Annotated in this window: 20 protein-coding genes; 14 read left to right on the top strand and 6 right to left on the bottom strand. The window is 63.8% G+C overall.

The genetic code is table 11. The features are described from left to right. Positions 1-171: 171 nt before the first annotated feature. Positions 172-900 carry an orotate phosphoribosyltransferase gene (locus tag ACELLULO517_RS02175; RefSeq protein ID WP_227305466.1) on the bottom strand — a complete coding sequence of 243 codons (729 nt, stop codon included), beginning with the start codon at positions 898-900 and terminating at the stop codon, positions 172-174. Positions 901-1,130: 230 nt separating this feature from the next. On the opposite strand from ACELLULO517_RS02175, the gene ACELLULO517_RS02170 reads away from it, so the two are divergent. The 3 genes from ACELLULO517_RS02170 to ACELLULO517_RS02160 are packed head-to-tail and all read left to right on the top strand — an operon-like array spanning position 1,131 to position 2,944. Beyond that, a complete protein-coding gene (locus tag ACELLULO517_RS02170; RefSeq protein ID WP_227305465.1) occupies positions 1,131-1,370 on the top strand; it encodes a hypothetical protein in 240 nt (79 codons plus the stop codon). Positions 1,371-1,391: 21 nt separating this feature from the next. Further along, the gene (locus ACELLULO517_RS02165; RefSeq protein ID WP_227305464.1) at positions 1,392-2,063 is read left to right on the top strand and encodes a GNAT family N-acetyltransferase; all 672 of its coding nucleotides are present in this window, start codon (positions 1,392-1,394) and stop codon (positions 2,061-2,063) included. A gap of 2 nt (positions 2,064-2,065) precedes the next feature. Beyond that, positions 2,066-2,944 carry a glycerophosphodiester phosphodiesterase family protein gene (locus ACELLULO517_RS02160; protein ID WP_227305463.1) on the top strand — a complete coding sequence of 293 codons (879 nt, stop codon included), beginning with the start codon at positions 2,066-2,068 and terminating at the stop codon, positions 2,942-2,944. A 61-nt stretch (positions 2,945-3,005) separates the two neighbouring features. Here the strand turns inward: ACELLULO517_RS02160 and gltA are convergent, their stop codons facing one another. From gltA to ACELLULO517_RS02145, 3 genes are all read right to left on the bottom strand, one after another. Further along, positions 3,006-4,313 carry a citrate synthase gene (gene gltA, locus ACELLULO517_RS02155; RefSeq protein WP_227305462.1) on the bottom strand — a complete coding sequence of 436 codons (1,308 nt, stop codon included), beginning with the start codon at positions 4,311-4,313 and terminating at the stop codon, positions 3,006-3,008. A 174-nt stretch (positions 4,314-4,487) separates the two neighbouring features. After that, on the bottom strand, positions 4,488-6,083 hold the full coding sequence (locus tag ACELLULO517_RS02150; protein ID WP_227305461.1) for a CYTH and CHAD domain-containing protein: 1,596 nt from the start codon (positions 6,081-6,083) through the stop codon (positions 4,488-4,490). Continuing rightward, positions 6,076-6,615 carry a SixA phosphatase family protein gene (locus tag ACELLULO517_RS02145; protein WP_227305460.1) on the bottom strand — a complete coding sequence of 180 codons (540 nt, stop codon included), beginning with the start codon at positions 6,613-6,615 and terminating at the stop codon, positions 6,076-6,078. The genes ACELLULO517_RS02150 and ACELLULO517_RS02145 overlap by 8 nt, the downstream gene beginning before the upstream one ends. Positions 6,616-6,848: 233 nt before the next feature. Here ACELLULO517_RS02145 and ACELLULO517_RS02140 point away from each other — a divergent pair, with 233 nt between their 5' ends. The 4 genes from ACELLULO517_RS02140 (at position 6,849) to ACELLULO517_RS02125 (ending at position 9,966) form a co-directional block, all read left to right on the top strand. Next, on the top strand, positions 6,849-7,481 hold the full coding sequence (locus ACELLULO517_RS02140) for a DUF6134 family protein (RefSeq protein WP_227305459.1): 633 nt from the start codon (positions 6,849-6,851) through the stop codon (positions 7,479-7,481). Positions 7,482-7,490: 9 nt separating this feature from the next. Beyond that, the gene (locus ACELLULO517_RS02135) at positions 7,491-8,156 is read left to right on the top strand and encodes an MBL fold metallo-hydrolase (protein ID WP_227305458.1); all 666 of its coding nucleotides are present in this window, start codon (positions 7,491-7,493) and stop codon (positions 8,154-8,156) included. After that, on the top strand, positions 8,153-8,638 hold the full coding sequence (locus ACELLULO517_RS02130; RefSeq protein ID WP_227305457.1) for a cupin domain-containing protein: 486 nt from the start codon (positions 8,153-8,155) through the stop codon (positions 8,636-8,638). Before ACELLULO517_RS02135 ends, ACELLULO517_RS02130 begins: the two co-directional genes overlap by 4 nt. 125 nt (positions 8,639-8,763) lie before the next feature. Next, entirely contained in the window at positions 8,764-9,966 is a 1,203-nt protein-coding gene (locus tag ACELLULO517_RS02125; protein ID WP_227305456.1) for an MFS transporter, read from the top strand. A gap of 35 nt (positions 9,967-10,001) precedes the next feature. On the opposite strand, the gene ACELLULO517_RS02120 is transcribed toward ACELLULO517_RS02125, so the two are convergent. Then, complete coding sequence (locus tag ACELLULO517_RS02120) at positions 10,002-10,754, bottom strand: sensor histidine kinase (RefSeq protein WP_227305455.1); 753 nt, start codon at positions 10,752-10,754, stop codon at positions 10,002-10,004. Further along, positions 10,751-11,725, bottom strand: a complete 975-nt coding sequence (locus ACELLULO517_RS02115) for a patatin-like phospholipase family protein (protein ID WP_227305454.1) — start codon at positions 11,723-11,725, stop codon at positions 10,751-10,753. Before ACELLULO517_RS02115 ends, ACELLULO517_RS02120 begins: the two co-directional genes overlap by 4 nt. A gap of 202 nt (positions 11,726-11,927) precedes the next feature. Between ACELLULO517_RS02115 and rpmH the strand changes: the two genes are divergently transcribed. From rpmH to ACELLULO517_RS02080, 7 genes are read left to right on the top strand one after another with little or no spacing between them, the layout of a single operon-like run. After that, positions 11,928-12,062, top strand: coding sequence for a 50S ribosomal protein L34 (gene rpmH / locus ACELLULO517_RS02110; protein WP_227305453.1), 135 nt, complete (start codon positions 11,928-11,930; stop codon positions 12,060-12,062). A gap of 40 nt (positions 12,063-12,102) precedes the next feature. Further along, positions 12,103-12,519: a ribonuclease P protein component gene (rnpA, locus tag ACELLULO517_RS02105; RefSeq protein ID WP_227305452.1), complete on the top strand. Its 417-nt coding sequence runs from the start codon at positions 12,103-12,105 to the stop codon at positions 12,517-12,519. Then, positions 12,516-12,839: a membrane protein insertion efficiency factor YidD gene (gene yidD / locus ACELLULO517_RS02100; protein ID WP_406566223.1), complete on the top strand. Its 324-nt coding sequence runs from the start codon at positions 12,516-12,518 to the stop codon at positions 12,837-12,839. Before rnpA ends, yidD begins: the two co-directional genes overlap by 4 nt. Next, on the top strand, positions 12,839-14,617 hold the full coding sequence (yidC, locus tag ACELLULO517_RS02095; protein ID WP_227305451.1) for a membrane protein insertase YidC: 1,779 nt from the start codon (positions 12,839-12,841) through the stop codon (positions 14,615-14,617). Before yidD ends, yidC begins: the two co-directional genes overlap by 1 nt. A 7-nt stretch (positions 14,618-14,624) precedes the next feature. Then, the gene (yihA, locus tag ACELLULO517_RS02090) at positions 14,625-15,323 is read left to right on the top strand and encodes a ribosome biogenesis GTP-binding protein YihA/YsxC (RefSeq protein WP_227305450.1); all 699 of its coding nucleotides are present in this window, start codon (positions 14,625-14,627) and stop codon (positions 15,321-15,323) included. 50 nt (positions 15,324-15,373) lie between these two features. After that, complete coding sequence (gene argB, locus ACELLULO517_RS02085) at positions 15,374-16,276, top strand: acetylglutamate kinase (protein WP_227305449.1); 903 nt, start codon at positions 15,374-15,376, stop codon at positions 16,274-16,276. A gap of 35 nt (positions 16,277-16,311) precedes the next feature. Then, entirely contained in the window at positions 16,312-17,004 is a 693-nt protein-coding gene (locus tag ACELLULO517_RS02080) for a hypothetical protein (protein ID WP_227305448.1), read from the top strand. Positions 17,005-17,021 lie beyond the last annotated feature (17 nt).

Here is a 17,021-nt window from a genome sequence, read left to right as displayed (position 1 = left end):
GCGACAGATCGGCCCGAAGGCCCAGGCTGTCGCGGTCTTTCGCTTGGGGTGGCGGGGCGATCTACGGAAGGCCGTTGATCACCCACATTCCCGGCAATGGAGGCGCCTTCTAGGTGGCCGTCTCCGAACTGTCAAACTGCAGCTGCTATGCGCCGCGGCAGACGACGCAGGTCAATCCTCAGGCTTCGCCTTGTTGGACGTGGCGCCACCGCGCGCGGCAGACCAGGCGGCCGGGGATTCCAGGAAGCGGCGAACCTCGGCCATCGAGGATTCGGGGAAATACGGCCGCTCGCGGCAGGCTTCCAGCACATCCCACCAGGTCGTCAGGTAATGCAACGCGATGTCGTTTTCGGCCAGTGTCTCGATGCTGCCGTCGAAGACACCATAGAAGAAGACGACGAAGGCATGGTTGCAGAGCGCGCCGGCATCGCGCAGCGACTGGGTGAAGCGGATTTTCGATTGCCCGTCCGTCGTCAGATCCTCGACCAGCAAAGTCTGCTTGCCTTCGGGGACATCGCCTTCGATGAGCGCATTGCGACCAAAACCCTTGGGTTTCTTGCGCACATAGGACATCGGCAGGCCCATGCGGTCGGAAATCCAGGCGGCATAGGGAATGCCCGCCGTCTCGCCGCCGGCAATCGCCTCGATCGTCTCATAGCCGATATTGCGTTGGATCTTCTCGACCGCGAGCTGGCTGATCTTGGTGCGCGCTTGCGGGAAGTAGATGATGCGGCGGCAGTCGATATAGACCGGTGATTTCCAGCCGGAGGTCAGCGTGTACGGCTCTTCCGGGCGGAAATTGATGGCCTTGATTTCGAGCAGGATTCGCGCGGCTGTCATGGCCGCATCGCGGTCCCAGTCGCTCGCATGCCCTGCCAGTTTGCGGGATAAGGCCGTCATTCTGTGCTCCGATCCAAAGATCGCGGGATTTCTAACGGATTCCCGCCATGTCGCAAGGATTGGACGCGCAGATCCCTTTTGTGGCGAATAGGCATCAGCGTCCCGCCATCATTATTGTCGATGCTGGCTTGCCTTGAATAGGTCCAGTTCTCGCGTTAGACCAAGCCTTCGTATAAAGAGAAGTGGCTGATCCGCGCGCGTGGGCCAGCCAGTTTAGGAGCGGTTTTCGGATGGCGCGAGACGTAAGCACCATCGCTCGGCGTTGTGAGCGTGCAGTCGTGACGGCATATCGTGAACTCATGGTTCACGGTAATGGCGATATGGACTCGTTCCGCGCCTGCACGACCCTCTATCGCATCCATCATCCCGAAGCTTCTTTGACGGAAGCGCACCGGCTGGTCGCCGAATGGATCGACCATCACATCGTTCGTGCCGATGACGGTCCGACCGACGGTTGCGACTGCCCCTGATCTCCAAAGGTTAAGCTGCCCATGTCTTTGTCTGATTGGGCCGGCGTTCCTCGCCCGGAGCGTATTACGCTGGACGGGCAATATACGCGCCTTGAGCCGCTGGACCCCCTCCGCCATACGCCCGATCTGTTCGACGCCGCGAGCGCGCCGGGCGCCGAAGACCGTTTCCGTTATCTGTTCGAGTCAGAGCCCGCTGACGAGGCTGAGTTTGCCGCCTGGGTGAGCAAAGCCGCCGCCGGGACAGACCCGTTATTCTTCGCCGTCATCGACAAGGCGACCGGCCGGACCGAAGGCCGTCAGGCGCTAATGCGCATCGACCCCATCCATGGCGTCATCGAAATCGGCAGTATCCATTGGGGACCGGCCATCCAGCGTAGCCGGGTGACGACCGAGGCGCTTTATCTGTTCGCGCAATACGCCTTCGAGGTGTTGGGCTATCGGCGCTTCGAATGGAAATGCAACAACCTCAATGAGCCGTCGAAGCGCGCGGCGCTGCGGTTCGGCTTTACCTATGAGGGGTTGTTTCGCCAGCATATGGTCGCCAAGGGTCAGAACCGGGACACCGCCTGGTTCTCGATCACCGACGGCGAATGGCCGGCTCTGGCGGCGGCTTTCCAGGCTTGGCTGGACCCCGCCAATTTCGACGCCGCCGGCCGGCAGATGCGCCGTCTGGAAGATATTCGCGCCGGCTGATCATGCCTCGTCCCGGCATCGAATTGCATGGCCATCGCGGTGCGCGTGGTCTCTGGCCCGAAAACACCATCCCTGGCTTCCTCGGCACGATCGGAATCGGCGTCACCGCGATCGAGATGGATGTCGCGCTGACGCAGGACGGGGTTGCGATCCTTAGCCATGATCCGATCCTCGACCCGCTGATCACGCGGGGGCCCGATGGCAGCTGGATCGAGCCCCCCGGCGCCCTGATCCGCGATCTGTCCTATGCCGCGCTTTCTGACTTTGATGTCGGCCGCATTCGGCCCGGCAGTCCGCAGGCAAGGGCCTTTCCCAATCAGATGGGCTTAGATGGCGTGCGACTGCCCAGGCTGGCCGATGTCATCGCGCTCGACCCTTCGGTGCATCTGGCGGTCGAACTCAAAACCTTTCCCGATCACCCTGAACGCACCTTGCCGCCGGACGCGATGGCGGAGGCGGTGCTGGCGGTGCTGGATCAGCAGGCCGCGCTGGCCCGCACACGCATCATCTCCTTCGATTTCCGGGTGCTGTCCTATCTGCGCCGCGTGCGACCCGCGCTTGATCTCGGCTATCTGACCGATGCCGAGACCAAGGCGGCCGCAGGGCTGTGGTGGGATGGCGCATCGGCCGAGGATTTCGGCGGTTCCATTCCTCGCCTGATCGCGTCTCTCGGTGGGCGCGTCTGGGGTCCGGATGTCGCAGCGCTGACCGAGGCCGAGGTCGCGGAAGCCCATGCGCTTGGCCTTCTCGTCAATCCCTGGACGGTGAACGAGAGTGAGGACATGGCCCGCCTGCTCGATTGGGGCGTCGGCGCGCTGACCACTGATTATCCCGATCGTGCCAGGGCCGTGATGGCAGAGAAAGGCATCGCGCTCCGCTGACGGCAACAAAAAAGGCGCCCGGAGAACCGGGCGCCTTTTTTGTTGAGCGAGTGCGACGGTTTCAGCCGCGCTTGTCGATCGGCACGTAATCGCGCAGCGGCGCGCCGGTATAGATCTGGCGCGGACGACCGATGCGGTTCGCCGGATCTTCGATCATTTCCTGCCATTGGCTGATCCAGCCGGCGGTGCGGGCGACGGCGAACAGCACGGTGAACATGCTGGTCGGGATGCCCATCGCCTTCAGGATGATGCCCGAATAGAAATCGACGTTCGGGTAAAGCTTACGCTCGACGAAATAAGGATCCGTCGTCGCGATGTGTTCCAGCTCCAGCGCCAGGTCGAGCATCGGCTCGTCCTTGATGCCGAGTTCGTCCAGAACCTCGTGACAGGTCTGCTGCATGATCTTCGCGCGCGGATCGTAGTTGCGATAGACGCGGTGGCCGAAGCCCATCAGGCGGATATGGCTGGACTTGTCCTTCACCTTGGCGATGAAGTCCGGGATATTGTCCTTATGCCCGATCTCGGCGAGCATTTTCAGCACGGCCTCGTTCGCTCCGCCATGCGCGGGCCCCCAAAGGGATGCGATGCCGGCCGCGATACAGGCGAAGGGATTGGCGCCCGTCGAACCGGCAAGACGCACGGTGCTGGTGGACGCATTCTGCTCATGATCCGCATGCAGGATCAGGATGCGGTCCATGGCGCGGGCCAGAACCGGGCTGACCTCGTAGGGCTCCGCCGGGACGGCGTTCATCATGTACAGGAAGTTGGCCGCGTAGCTCAGATCGTTCCGCGGATACATGAACGGCTGGCCGATCGAGTATTTATGGGCCCAGGCTGCAATCGTCGGCAGCTTGGCGATCAGCCGGAAGGCGCTGATATTGCGATGCTCGTGGTTCGTGATGTCCAGGCTGTCGTGATAGAAAGCCGATAGCGCACCGACGACCCCGCACATGACGGCCATCGGATGGGCATCGCGGCGGAAGCCCTGGAAGAAATTGCGCAGCTGCTCATGCACCATGGTGTGGTGCGTGACGCCCTTGTGGAATTCCTCCGCCTGGGTGGCCGTCGGCAGCTCGCCGTTCAGCAGCAGATAGGCGACTTCCAGGAAGCTCGATTCCTCGGCCAGCTGGTCGATCGGATAGCCGCGATGCAGCAGAATGCCTTCGTCACCGTCGATATAGGTGATCTTGCTGGCGCAGGCCGCCGTGCCGCCATAGCCCGGATCGAAGGTGAAAACTCCCAGATCGGCGTAGAGCTTTCGGATATCCGCGACCGGCGGCCCCATGGTTCCGTGCAACAGCGGCAGCGTCGCAGTTTTATTCGTTCCCTCTAGCGAGACTGTCACCGCGTCCTTGGGTGTGTCGCTCATTCCGCCGCCCTTCATTCTTCAGGTTGTGCGTGTGGCCGGCGCCTCTGGCGGCTGTCTTAGCCGCCTGAGAGGCCGGATTTGAGAAGCTTTGACATAGGACGGTGCTGCGATCCTGGCAATCTTCGCGCTTGCAGCATGAGTCTTAATTGGCGCGTGAGGGACTGGCCGTTAGGCTTAGAAGGGGGCAAACCTAGCCAGTTTGCGCCAGGACTCGATCACGGCCGCGCGGCCGTCTCGCGTATGGCCGATGCTATAGCCGTGAATGACGCCGATCGCCTCGGCCGCCAGCACTTGCTCGCGCAAAGCCATGTCCTGTCCAGGCCTTAAGCTGACGGCCAGTTCGGTCGCGACCGCGCCGTCATTCAGCAAGCCCATGATCTCCTGGGTTTCCGTCAGCCGTTTGATGAGTTTGCGGCCGCTTTTGGCCGGCAGCGCGTCCTGCAGCATCTCGGCCTGATAGCGCAGTTTCTTGCACTTGATACGCAGCTCATGCAGCTCTGGCAGGGGCATAGGGATGAGCTCGCGGACCGGCCTTATGGTCTTTTTCCAACGGCTCTCCAGGCAATGCTGGGCGAAGCTGCCGATCAGATCATCGGTACTGGCCGGTATCACAATGGGCGAACTTGTCTCGCCGGCCAAGGCCGCGTCTGCCTCGGCGGCAGGCGGCTGGTCGATTGCGACGAGCAAGGCGGGTTCGGCCGATCCGAGGCAGAGATCGACAAGCCGCCAGACGAGGCTGCGATAATCCGGCCGGCGCAGCCAGTCGATCAGTGCTGCATAGGCGGCCTCTCGTCGGGCGGTCGCAGCACTCCGCAGCCAGTCGATCGCCGGGTCCGCTTCGGGCAGCGCGCGCGCCAGCGGGTCCACCGTTTCCGACAGGAAAACATCCCAGTCGCGTGCGGGTCCCAGCACCGTCTTCAGCCGGCCGAGCAGAGGTTTCAGTCTGTCCTCGGCATCGCCCAGAATGGGACGGAAGGCGAGCATGAGCGCGCGCAGCCGCCGCAGCGTCACGCGGGCCTGGTGTACGGGTTCGGGCCCGCTGCGCCCCTCGATCTGCTCCAGCCGGGTCAGAAATGTCTGCACGAAGCCCGAGGCGATGATCGCGAAAGCTTCCGTCGTCGTCATCTCGGCAGAGAGGGCAGGCGCGGGCAGGGCCTTCAGCTTGGCCCCACGCAGCAGCAGCATTTCCTGCGGCAGCGTCATGAAGGCAGGCAATATCGGCAGATCGGCGGCCAGAGCCTGGGCGAGGTCGAGCGCCTTGGTCAGCGGTCCGCTGATCGTCAGGCGCACAACAAGGCGGGACGCGCCTGACGCGCCTTGCGGCGTGATCGGCTGGGCTTCACCGGTGATCAGCGTGCAGTCCAGCACGACGCCGTCACGCGTAACCGGGAAGCGCTGCCGCTCGCCCGTCAGGCTGGCCGTCTTCTGCAGCGGTCCAGGGATCGCATATCCCGCTTCCTCCAGCCCGGCCGGGTTGACAGCGGTCGCGATGGACGCTGCCGCCATGCCGGGGCGACGCGGCCAGCCAAGGCCGAGGCGCTTCAATTCCCAGAGCTGCTCGGCATCGCAATCGGCCAACGCGAGGTCCCGTCCGGCCAGGGCATAGCTGGCCGTGTCGTACCAGGTCAGGGTGAAAGGGCGCGCGCGTGGGCGCCTGACCTTTGCGGTTCTGAGCGCCGGATGCCGGGTGAGTTTGGTCAGCGCAGTGGGCGCGCAGACAAGCTCCAGCATCACGACGGGAGCGGTAATCACGGCGGTAGTGTCAGGCATTATCTTGAACGGTCTGCTGTAAATCATGGGGTGTCAGGAAACGGACAAGCCGCGCGCCCTGCGGCAGGTCCCGCCAGGAGCCGGCGACCGAAAACTCGGCCAACGCTGCCGTCGGAAAGCCGCGTGCGACGCGCATTGTATAAGGCTGGCTCAGGCTGACGGCATGCGGACCGATCAGCATCATCGCCAGATCGTGCAGTCCGGGATTGTGGGCGATGATCATCACGCTGCCCGTATCGGCGGGCAGATCCGCGATCTGGTCCAGGATCTGTCGCGGGCTGGCGAGGTAGAGCTCGCTCGTCCGCAGCACGCGCACCGTCTCGGGCAGCGGTTCCAGCAATTCCAGCGTTTCGCGCGTACGACGGGCGGAGGAGACGAGGATAAGGTCGGGTGCCAAACCCCGCGCGATGGTCGCAGCGCGGAGGGCGACGGCTGCGGACTGACCCTCTGCATCCAGCGGCCGGTCATGGTCGTTGAGACTAGGATCGTCCCAGTTGGACTTCGCGTGGCGCAAAAGGAGGAGCTGGCGCATGGTCAATATTCTGTCACAAAAATTGCTGCCTGTCCCCAGCTTCCGCCCGAGGAACGACCGCGTCCACCTCTTTGTCGTGCGGCGCCTTCTGGCGCTCGGCGCCGGGCGCGCCACATCGAAGCCAGACTGCCGACGGTCCTTACCGCATAAGGGAGACGAGCCAGATGGTCATCAAGGTCAGAAGCGAACGGGATTTGGAGCAAAAAACCCTAGGTCGGCGCTCAGTTCTCGGCATGGGCGCGGCCAGTGCCGCGCTCCTCGCCACGGGCAGCGCCCGCGCGCAGGTGGTGCCGCCCAGCGGCCAGCTGGCCTTCGATCTGATCCGCGAGGGCAGCCATATCGGGCGTGAGACGGTCAGGTTTGAGCAGTCCGGCAACCGTCTGACGGCGACCGTTGACGTTTCGATCCGCGTCACCCTGGCGATGATCCCGGTCTATCGGTTGCATCATCATGAAACCGAGACCTGGGACAATGGCCGGCTGCTCAGCTTTGCAGCGACGACGCAAAAGAACGGGCGGAATTTCTACGCCCAGGGCTGGCAGGCGGGCGACAATCTCATGGTTCGCGGCACGGCGCATCCGGAGGGCTATCAGGCGCCGCCGGGCGCTTTGCCGACATCGCAGTGGAACCATGACATGCTTCGCGGCCCGATGATCAATACGGAGGATGGGCGCCTGATGCACCCGACCGTGACATCGGCAGGGGACAGCCAGGTCGCGCTCGCCGACGGCCGCAAGATCCCCGCCCGGCAATTCAACGCGCGGGGGGATTTGCATTTCGACACCTATTTCAGCGAGACTTGGGAATGGGTGGGCTTGTCTTTCCGCGCGGGAGACGGTTCGTTCGTCACCTACGCAAAGCTGTGAGGTCCACTTTTGAGCCAGCTGAAGCTCGCGGTCGAGCAGGTCACGCCGTTCCGGCAGAACTGCACGATCATCTGGGATGATGCGACCAAGCATGGCGTGGTCATCGACCCCGGCGGCGACGTCGATCGCCTGCTTGAGACGATCACCACTTTCGGCCTGCATATCGACCAGATCCTGCTCACCCACGGCCATATCGACCATGCCGGCGGCGCCGCGCGGCTGCGGGAGGAACTGAGCCTGCGCGAAGGCGTGCCGGTGCCGATCTGGGGGCCGAGCGAGGAGGACAAGTTCCTGCTCGACGGGTTGCAGGTGACGGGGGAGGGCTATGGCATGACCGATGCCCGGCCCGTCACGCCGGATCGCTGGCTGCATGAGGGCGACCATGTCGTCATTGCCGGGCATAAGTTCGAGGTGCTGTTCTGTCCGGGCCATACGCCCGGCCATATCGTCTTCGTCGACCGCCATCTCGGCTTCGGCATCTTCGGCGATGTGCTGTTTCGGGGCTCGGTCGGTCGTACGGATTTTCCCTATGGCGATTCCGAATTGCTGTTGACCTCGATCCGGGAGAAGCTGTTGCCGCTCGACGACAGCTTCGTGTTTCTGTGCGGCCACGGCGCGCGCTCCACCATCGGGCAGGAACGGAAGACCAATCCTTTCGTGGGTGAACAGGCATGAGCGAGCAACCGGGCGCCGAGGGCAGCCCCGCCCGCTGGCGGCATGACGGCGTGCAAGTGATCCGCGGCGATCAGCTGGATCCCAATACCGCCCATACGCCGGGCATGCAGCGCGCTGCCGCCGTCAACGCGGCCCGCAACGGCGCCCAGCAAATCTGGGCCGGCACGGTCACCATCGCGCCCGACGCCAAAACCGGCGCCCATCACCACGGCGATCTGGAAAGCGTCATCTATGTCGTGCGCGGCCGGGCGCGACTGCGCTGGGGCGAAGCGCTGGAATTCGTGGCCGAGGCCGGGCCCGGCGACTTCATCTTCGTGCCGCCTTTCGTTCCCCATCAGGAGATCAATGCCGGCACGGAGGAGCCGCTGGAATGCGTCCTGGTGCGCAGCGGCGGAGAGGCGGTCGTCGTCAATCTTGATATCGAGCCCGTCGAAAAACCTGAATCTGTTGCCTGGATCGACCCCATCCACCGCCACCCGTAAAGCGCCAGCCGCCAGCACAAATATTGCCGCTGCCTTGGCAATTCCTGTCTGAACTGACAGGATAGGGCCATCAGGCGCCGCACTGTGTCGGCTCCTGTCTGTCACAAGAACAATGTGAGGGATGGATGTCCGACACCCGGAATGCCAGTAAGGTGGTTCTTGCCGCCTATCTCGGCTGGACGCTCGACGCGTTCGATTTCTTTATCATGATCTTCGTCTTCGATGACGTGGCAAAGACCTTCGGTGTCGGCCTGACGACCGCAAGCCTTGCCATCACATTGACCCTGGCGATGCGCGCCGTGGGTGCGCTGATCTTCGGGCGGCTTGCGGATAAATACGGCCGCCGCCCCGTGATGATGGCCAATATCCTGTGCTTCTCGGCGCTTGAACTGCTCTCCGGCCTGGCGCCGACGCTGCTCGCCTTCATGGTGCTGCGGGCGCTGTTCGGCATCGCCATGGGCGGCGAATGGGGCGTCGGCGGATCGCTGACGATGGAGAGCGTCCCGGCCAAGTGGCGCGGCTGGGTCTCCGGTCTGCTGCAGGCGGGCTATCCCAGCGGCTATCTGCTGGCGACGCTGGCCTACGGGATCTTCAACCAGTGGCTCGGCTGGCGCGGTCTGTTCATCATCGGCGCCCTGCCGGCTCTGCTGGTCGTCTATATACGCCGCAATGTGCCGGAAAGCCCGGATTGGCATGCCCGCCAGGCCCGGCCGCGCACACCGATCATGGAGGTGCTGCGCCGCCATGCGGGCCTCACCGTCTATGCGGTGATCCTGATGGCGGCCTTCAACTTCTTCAGTCACGGCACGCAGGATATCTATCCCAAGGCCTTCCTGAAGGTGCAGCACGGCTTCAGCCACGGGACCATCACGGCTATCGCCATCACCTATAATATCGGTGCCATGCTGGGTGGCCTTTGCTTCGGAGCGCTGTCGCAGAAGATCGGCCGACGGCGCGCGATCGTCATCGCCGCCGTGCTGTCTCTGCCGATCATCCCGCTTTGGGCTTTCTCCAACTCGCCCTGGTTGCTGGCGCTCGGTGCCTTCCTGATGCAGTTCATGGTGCAGGGGGCCTGGGGTGTTATCCCCGCCCATCTCAACGAGCTGTCACCGGCCGATATTCGTGGCACCTTTCCGGGCTTCGTCTATCAGCTTGGCAACTTCCTCGCGTCCTATAACGCGACGCTGCAGACGGCGATCGGCGCCCATTACAACCACAATTACAGCTACGCGCTGGCGGGTGTGGCCGGTGTCGTGGCCGTGGTCATCGCCGTTCTCGTTGCCTTCGGCATCGAACGGCGGGACATGATTATGGGGCGCGCGGCTTAGCCGGCCTCGCTGCTGATGAGACGGCCGGTTCGGAACTAGATCTGAACCGGCAGCGTCACTTCCAACACTGTGCGCCCGGCGCCGCTGTCGGGCAGCAGGGTGAGGCGGCCGCCATGGGCCTCGATCAATTCGCGCGCGATGACAAGGCCGAGGCCGCTGCTGCCGTAGCGGAAGGCGCCTGAAAAGGCGCTCAGCGGATTGGCGCCAGGGTCCCGGAAGGGACGGCCGTCATCCTGCAGCGTGATGTGAAGCTGGTCGGCTGTCCGCTCGGCCGTAATGACCATCGTTTTCGCCTGAGCCTTCGCGGCGGTGCGCAGCATATGGCCGAAGGCGCGCAGCATCAGCGCGCGATCCGCCGTAATCTCGATCTCCACCGCAATCCTGTTTTCGACCTGAAATGCTGCGAATTCGGGCCCGATCTCGACCGTCAGCTCCCCAATGACTGCTGCGATGGGAAAGCCCGAATGCGCCAGCACGGGCTGCTTATCGACCGCAAAATCGAGCGTCGAAGCAATCTGGGCGGCTGCCTGTTCCAGTGCTGTGACGATCATTTTGCCTGACCGTCCGACCTTCGGGTCCGCCGATTCGCTAAGCCGGTCCGCGACCATCATTGCCGGGGCGATGGCATTGCGCAGGTCGTGGTTGAGCTTGGCTTGCGCCATGCCGAGTTCTGCCAGGCGCCGCAGGCGAAACCCGTCCTCGCCCAAAACGGCCTTGAGTTCGGCGACTTCCAGCCGAAGCCTTGTTAGCTCGCGCGACTGCGCGTCCTGGGTCTCGTTATCGGTCATGCAGGCAAAGGTTCCGTTTGCAGATCTGTTTGTTCAAGCGCGCGTTCGGCGGCGCGCTGGCCTTCTTCGAAAAGCTCGGCAAGGAAGGACCGATCCGTGTTGAATTTGCTTGATATGGGCAGGGTGCCGAGCGCCGGATCGGCGTCGATTGTAATAACCGCGATGCTGGGCGGCAGGGCGTTCAGCTCGGTCTCCAGCACGGCATGGCAGGCGATTTCGTTCAGCCGGTTCATGATTTCGGCAGGGGTGCGGGGCACGCCCGGCCGCCGAGCGGGCTGGCCGCGCACGAGGAACAGGGTATGCGGCAAAGGGCTGAGCAGGGGTTCCAACGGCGGATTGCCGCTATAGCCGCCGTCCCAATAGGCGCGACCGTCGATCTCGACCGCCGGAAAGACCAGTGGCAGACAGGCGGAGGCGAGCAGCACCTCGACCGTGATGGCGGCATTCCGGAAGATCACCGGCGCGCCGGTCTCGACATCCGTGACGCCGACGAACAGCCGTGGCGCTTCCGGGGCGGCGAGCAGATCCGGCCGCAGCAGGTCCTGCATCAGCGGGCGCAGCGGATTATGGCCGAGCGGATTGAGCTGATGCGGGCTGAAAAGCCGCATCGCCGTCTCCAGCCCTGCCCACATGACATTGCTGCTGAGATCGGAGCCATAAAGGAAACGTTCCAGGGGTGAGCGTTGCAGGGGGCCGATGGCCCCGATCGCGCTGACCTCCTCCCATAGCCGGCGCATGGCGGCGCGCGCGCCGGTATTGCCGTTCTCGACCATGCCTTGCACCAGCACGGCGCCGAGCATCGCGCCAGCTGAAACACCGCAGATCGAATCGAAGCGTTTTCCGGCCTCTAGCAGCCGATCGACGGCCCCCCAGGTGAAAGCGCCATGCGCCGCGCCACCCTGAAGTGCCAGCGCACACCCATGTCCGGGTGGCGGCCGTCTGGCGTCATTGATCGGCGGAAAGAGCGTCATGCGGATAAAATCTTGCGAAATGTCTTAGCTGGCAACAGATGCTTACACATTGACGGCGGCAGGAAGACCCCCCTATACCGCCCGACCGAACGGGACCGCTGCCGTCAGAGGTGGGGGCGCCCGTGTGTTGTGTTGATGACAAAAATTTTGCCGACCCCCGGCCGGGTGAGCCCGCCCGAGGCCGGAAAGACTGGAGAGTAACGTGAAGCGCACCTATCAGCCCTCGAAGATCGTCCGCAAGCGCCGGCACGGCTTCCGCGCCCGTATGGAGACCGTCGGCGGCCGCAAGGTTATCGCCAACCGCCGCTCCAAGGGCCGCAAGCGTCTGTCCGCCTGATCCCTTCGGGATCAAGTGAGAGAGTGGCGACGACTCGATCATGAGCCAGCCGCCACGTCTCAAACGTCGCGCGGAGTTCCTGGCCGTCGCCGGCAAGGGCGCGAAAGCGCCCATGCCAGGCCTTGTGCTTCAGTTCATGCCGCGCGATGACGATGCGCCCTTTCGCGTGGGCTTCACCGTCACGAAGAAAGTCGGCAACGCCGTGGTTCGCAACCGGACCAAGCGGCGGTTGCGTGAGGCTGTGCGCCTTGCCCTCGATCCCGATATCGAACGCGGCTTCGACATGGTCGTGATCGGCCGTGACAAGACCGCTGCTCGGCCCTTCACCGATCTGATCGAGGATGTGCGTAAGGCCTTGGCGCGCGCGCGCCGCAATGCCGCGACGGCCAGCAAGCCGTCGGTGACTGCCAGCGTGACAGCCGGCGCCGAGCCGAACGCGGAAGCGGGACGCGCATGAACGACATGCTCGCGACTCTGTTGCGCGCCCTGCTGATCGGCATCTTCCGCTTCTGGCAGATCGTCTTCCGCCCCATCCTCGGTTCAAATTGCCGCTTCCACCCGAGCTGCAGCGACTATGCAGTCGAGGCCGTGCGGGAGTATGGGGCTGTCCGTGGCGGTTGGCTTGCGCTGCGCCGCATTCTGCGGTGCAACCCCTGGCATCCGGGTGGCTATGACCCTGTGCCGTCTCATGATGGCTGCGGCCATGATGACCAAGACCACGATCACCGCTTGCCGCCGGGCTCTGCCCGGCCTTCAACTTGGGACCCTGTTGGCTGATGGAACAGAAGCGCCTTTTCATCGCGATCGCGGCTTCACTCGTGATCCTGCTCGGCTTCGAGTTCCTGGTGGCGCCGCACCTGCCGCATCCCAAGGCGCCGCCGCCGATCGCCAGCACGTCGCAAAGCGGCGACATGGCCGCGTCCGGCAAGCCGATGGGTAATATGGCGATGGCCTCGGCCTCCTCCGCCTCGTCGGAGCCTTCGCCGACCGTCGCCATCAAGGCGCCGAGCCTGGACGGCAGCATCAGTCTGCGCGGTGCGCTGCTCGATAACCTGGTGCTGACGGATTATCATGAGACGGTCGATCCCAAGTCGCCGCTCGTGCAACTGCTCTCGCCGCAGAATCAGGCGCAGCCCTATTACGTCCAGTATGGTTGGGCGGCCGCGTCCGGCGCCACGATCGGCGGCCAGCCGGTCCGTCTGCCCGATTCCAATACGCTATGGCACGCCTCCGAGACGACCCTTTCCCCCGGCACGCCGCTGGTGCTGACCTGGGCGAACGGGCAGGGGCTCACCTTCGCCATCACCTATGCCGTCGACGATCATTACATGTTCTCGGTCGATCAGCAGGTGACGAACGCCTCCAGCCAGCCGGTCTCCTTGTTCCCCTGGTCGCGCATCCGCCGCGAATATATGCCGCCGACCTCCGGCTTCTATCTGCTGCACGAAGGTCCGATCGGCGTCTTCAACGGCACCCTGCACGAACTCGGCTACAAGGCCATCCAGAAGGATGGCGCCACGCATGACGGCGTCGGCTATTCCGAAACGAGCGACGGCGGCTGGCTTGGCTTCACCGATAAATATTGGGCGACCATGCTGATCCCCGATCAGCATGACGATATGACCGGCGCGGTGCGCGCGATCACCGCTAACGGCACGGACGGTTTCCAGGCCGATTTCACGTCCTCCCAAGCCCAGACCGTGCTGCCGGGCGGCTCCGCTTCGACCACCAGCCATGCCTTCACCGGCGCCAAGGTCGTCAAGCTGCTCGACCATTATGAGGCCGAGTACCATATCCCGAGCTTCGACAAGGCGGTCGATTTCGGCATCTTCTACTTCCTGACGAAGCCGATCTTCTTCGCGCTCGATTACCTCTATCATGTGCTCGGCAATTTCGGCCTCGCCATCATGGCCTTCACCTTCGCCGTGAAGCTGCTGTTCTTCCCGCTCGCTAACAAATCCTACAAGTCGATGAGCAAGATGAAGCTTCTCGCACCGAAAATTAAGGAAGTGCGCGAGCGCTACAAGGACGATCCGGCGAAGCAGCAGTCTGAGATGATGGGCCTGTATCGCTCCGAGAAGGTCAATCCGGCTTCCGGCTGCTTGCCCATGGTCATTCAGATCCCGGTCTTCTTCTGCCTCTACAAGGTGATCTTCGTGACCATCGAGATGCGGCATGCGCCCTTCTTCGGTTGGATTCACGATCTGTCGGCGACCGACCCCACCAATATCTTCACGCTGTTCGGCCTCATCCCCTGGGACCCGACGGCGATCGCACCCTTCCTGCATCTCGGTGTCTGGCCGTTGATCATGGGCGGCACGATGTATCTGCAGCAGAAGATGAACCCGCCGCCGCCGGACCCCGCGCAGGCGCGCCTGTTCCAGCTGATGCCGATCATCTTCACCTTCATGCTGGCGCGTTTCCCGGCGGGCCTGGTGATCTACTGGAGCTGGAACAATCTGCTCTCGGTCACGCAGCAGTGGTACATCATGCGCCGCACGCGGCTTGAGAAGCCGCGTATGATCCGCACGGAACGCAAGAACGCGGGGGGCTGACGCGCCGATGGCCGTAAAGACTCTTGATGGCGAGGAGGTCGAGGGTCTCAATCTCGACCTCGCTCCGGCGGACGTGGATGAGCTGGAGGCCGCGCGCGTCTTTTTCGCCGCGCCCTGCAACTTCTTCTATGCGTCACAAAGCCTGGATCAGCTGCCCGAGCCGCGCGGCATCGAACTCGCCTTCGCCGGCCGGTCCAATGTCGGCAAGTCGTCCCTCGTCAATGCGATTACCGGGCAGAACACGCTGGCGCGCGCGTCCAATACGCCGGGCCGCACCCGCCAGCTCAATTTCTTCGATCTCTCCGGCCGCCTCGTGCTGGTCGATATGCCGGGCTACGGCTATGCCCAGGCCGAGAAGAAGGTGAAGGAAGATTGGCAAGGGTTGATGTTCAACTACCTGCGCGGCCGCCCCAACCTGGCGCGCGTGGCCCTGCTGATGGACGGCCGCATCGAGGTCAAGGACTCTGACCTGGCGGTCATGAAACTGCTCGACAAAGCGGCCGTCACCTTCCAGATCGTGATGACCAAGGCGGATGGGCTGAAGCCCGGAGCCCTGGCGCGCAAGACCGAGGAACTGACGGCGCTCGCCCGCAAACACGCGGCCGGCTTCCCGACCATTCTTGTTACCAGCGCGCGTACCGGCATGGGCATTCCCGAAGCCCGCGCCGCCTTCGCGGCTCTGGCGCCCGCCATCTCCCAAGGCTAAAGGCTTCTGCCGGGCTCGCGAGAGCCTGAGAGATGCTGAAAGGACCAGGGATGAGCTTCGCTTCCGAACGCTACCGGCTTGCGGCCGAACAGGCTTCCACCGTCGCGCGCGCGCTCCCCTATCTCCGTCGCTATGCCGGCGCCACCATCGTCGTGAAATACGGCGGGCACGCGATGGGCGATGATGTGCTGTCGGCGAGCTTCGGGCGCGATATCGCGGCGCTGAAGCAGGTCGGCATCAATCCTGTCGTGGTTCACGGCGGCGGCCCGCAGATCAACGCCATGCTCAGCCGGCTCAAGATCCAGTCGACCTTCGTCGAAGGGCTAAGGGTCACGGACGAGGCGATGGTCGAGGTGGTGGAAATGGTCCTCGCCGGATCCGTCAACAAGCACGTCACCTCGCTCATTACCCGCGCCGGGGCGCTGGCCGTTGGCATCTGCGGCAAGGATGGCGGTTTGATCCGCGCCCGCAAGCTGACGCGCATGGTCCGCGATCCGGATAGCCATATCGAGCGTGCGCTCGACCTCGGCTTCGTGGGTGAGCCCGCGCAGATCGATATCCGCGTCATCCATGCGCTGACCGGTGCCGGACTGGTGCCCGTCATTGCGCCGGTCGGCATCGGCGATGACGGCCAGACCTATAATATCAACGCCGATACGGCGGCCAGCGCCATCGCGGCGGCCCTGCAGGCGCATCGCCTGCTGATGCTGACCGATGTGCCGGGCGTGCTGGACGCGAATAAGGAGTTGATGCCGGAGCTGACGGTCGCGCAGGTCGAAGCCGGCATAGCCAGTGGCGTCATTAGCGGCGGCATGATCCCGAAGGTCGAGAATTGCGTGGCGGCGGTCCGCGGCGGCGTGAAGGGTGCGACCATTCTGGACGGTCGTGTCGAACACGCTTGCTTGTTGGAGCTCTTCACGGAAGGCGGTGTCGGTACCATGATTCTCGGGTAAGACTTCCGAGTCGATTGGTAAGGGCAGGAAATTCCATGCGTTTCGTAAGAAGCGGTGCATTGGCTTTGGGCTTGGCGGGAACGCTGCTCTTTGGGTCCGTCGGGGCCAGGGCCGAGCATTCCGACGTGGATTTTCCCGGTATCGGCACGGTAACGCTGCGCACCATCAAGGCGGTCGGTGCCCTGCCCAGCGTGGCGCTGGCAGGGCCGGACGGCAAGGTGCTGCTGAACGCGACGGTCGGCGGCACGCAGTCCAGCTTCTTCCGCATCTCCCAAGGGGCGGACGGGACTTTGAACCCGACCGTGCATTACGCCGTGCTGGCGGGGCCTGATGCGACGTCGAAGGCCGTTCTGGCGGTCGCCGCCGCAACCGGCGGATCGGATTGCGCTTATGAGGCGATCGTTTTCGGGTCCGATCGCGGCAAGCTCAGCCTGTGGACGCCCAAGACCTTGGATACGCAGGCCGAGGGCGGCATCTATGTCGGCGACCTCGGTGGTCGTCGCGGCTACGGCCTGGCGGTCTGGGATTTCATTTGGGGCGACGAACCGCATGTCGCGCCGCATCGCTACAAGGTCTGGCTCTATCGCCTGAACCGGACCCATATGAAATTCTATCCGACCGAGACGCTGACCACGCACGGCCATTACGCCGATGACGCTTCGGCGTTGCGCGAGCTTCGGCTCGATTTCCCCAATCTGACCAAGGCGATTCCGAAGCTGTCCTGCTGACCGGCCCTGGTCGCGCC

The sequence above is a fragment of the Acidisoma cellulosilyticum genome, assembly GCF_020621385.1.
GTDB classification, from domain to species: Bacteria; Pseudomonadota; Alphaproteobacteria; order Acetobacterales; family Acetobacteraceae; genus Acidisoma; species Acidisoma cellulosilyticum.
Note: the sequence above shows the minus strand (reverse complement) of the source record. Positions and strands in the feature narration are given on the sequence as shown.

Excerpts from the sequence above, each read along its gene's own strand:
- ACELLULO517_RS02175 (WP_227305466.1), bottom strand. The coding sequence starts at position 900 with ATGACGGCCTTATCCCGCAAACTGGCAGGGCATGCGAGCGACTGGGAC.
- ACELLULO517_RS02170 (WP_227305465.1), top strand. The coding sequence starts at position 1,131 with ATGGCGCGAGACGTAAGCACCATCGCTCGGCGTTGTGAGCGTGCAGTC.
- ACELLULO517_RS02165 (WP_227305464.1), top strand. The coding sequence starts at position 1,392 with ATGTCTTTGTCTGATTGGGCCGGCGTTCCTCGCCCGGAGCGTATTACG.
- ACELLULO517_RS02160 (WP_227305463.1), top strand. The coding sequence starts at position 2,066 with ATGCCTCGTCCCGGCATCGAATTGCATGGCCATCGCGGTGCGCGTGGT.
- gltA (WP_227305462.1), bottom strand. The coding sequence starts at position 4,313 with ATGAGCGACACACCCAAGGACGCGGTGACAGTCTCGCTAGAGGGAACG.
- ACELLULO517_RS02150 (WP_227305461.1), bottom strand. The coding sequence starts at position 6,083 with ATGCCTGACACTACCGCCGTGATTACCGCTCCCGTCGTGATGCTGGAG.
- ACELLULO517_RS02145 (WP_227305460.1), bottom strand. The coding sequence starts at position 6,615 with ATGCGCCAGCTCCTCCTTTTGCGCCACGCGAAGTCCAACTGGGACGAT.
- ACELLULO517_RS02140 (WP_227305459.1), top strand. The coding sequence starts at position 6,849 with ATGGGCGCGGCCAGTGCCGCGCTCCTCGCCACGGGCAGCGCCCGCGCG.
- ACELLULO517_RS02130 (WP_227305457.1), top strand. The coding sequence starts at position 8,153 with ATGAGCGAGCAACCGGGCGCCGAGGGCAGCCCCGCCCGCTGGCGGCAT.
- ACELLULO517_RS02125 (WP_227305456.1), top strand. The coding sequence starts at position 8,764 with ATGTCCGACACCCGGAATGCCAGTAAGGTGGTTCTTGCCGCCTATCTC.
- ACELLULO517_RS02120 (WP_227305455.1), bottom strand. The coding sequence starts at position 10,754 with ATGACCGATAACGAGACCCAGGACGCGCAGTCGCGCGAGCTAACAAGG.
- ACELLULO517_RS02115 (WP_227305454.1), bottom strand. The coding sequence starts at position 11,725 with ATGACGCTCTTTCCGCCGATCAATGACGCCAGACGGCCGCCACCCGGA.
- rnpA (WP_227305452.1), top strand. The coding sequence starts at position 12,103 with ATGAGCCAGCCGCCACGTCTCAAACGTCGCGCGGAGTTCCTGGCCGTC.
- yidD (WP_406566223.1), top strand. The coding sequence starts at position 12,516 with ATGAACGACATGCTCGCGACTCTGTTGCGCGCCCTGCTGATCGGCATC.
- yidC (WP_227305451.1), top strand. The coding sequence starts at position 12,839 with ATGGAACAGAAGCGCCTTTTCATCGCGATCGCGGCTTCACTCGTGATC.
- yihA (WP_227305450.1), top strand. The coding sequence starts at position 14,625 with ATGGCCGTAAAGACTCTTGATGGCGAGGAGGTCGAGGGTCTCAATCTC.
- argB (WP_227305449.1), top strand. The coding sequence starts at position 15,374 with ATGAGCTTCGCTTCCGAACGCTACCGGCTTGCGGCCGAACAGGCTTCC.
- ACELLULO517_RS02080 (WP_227305448.1), top strand. The coding sequence starts at position 16,312 with ATGCGTTTCGTAAGAAGCGGTGCATTGGCTTTGGGCTTGGCGGGAACG.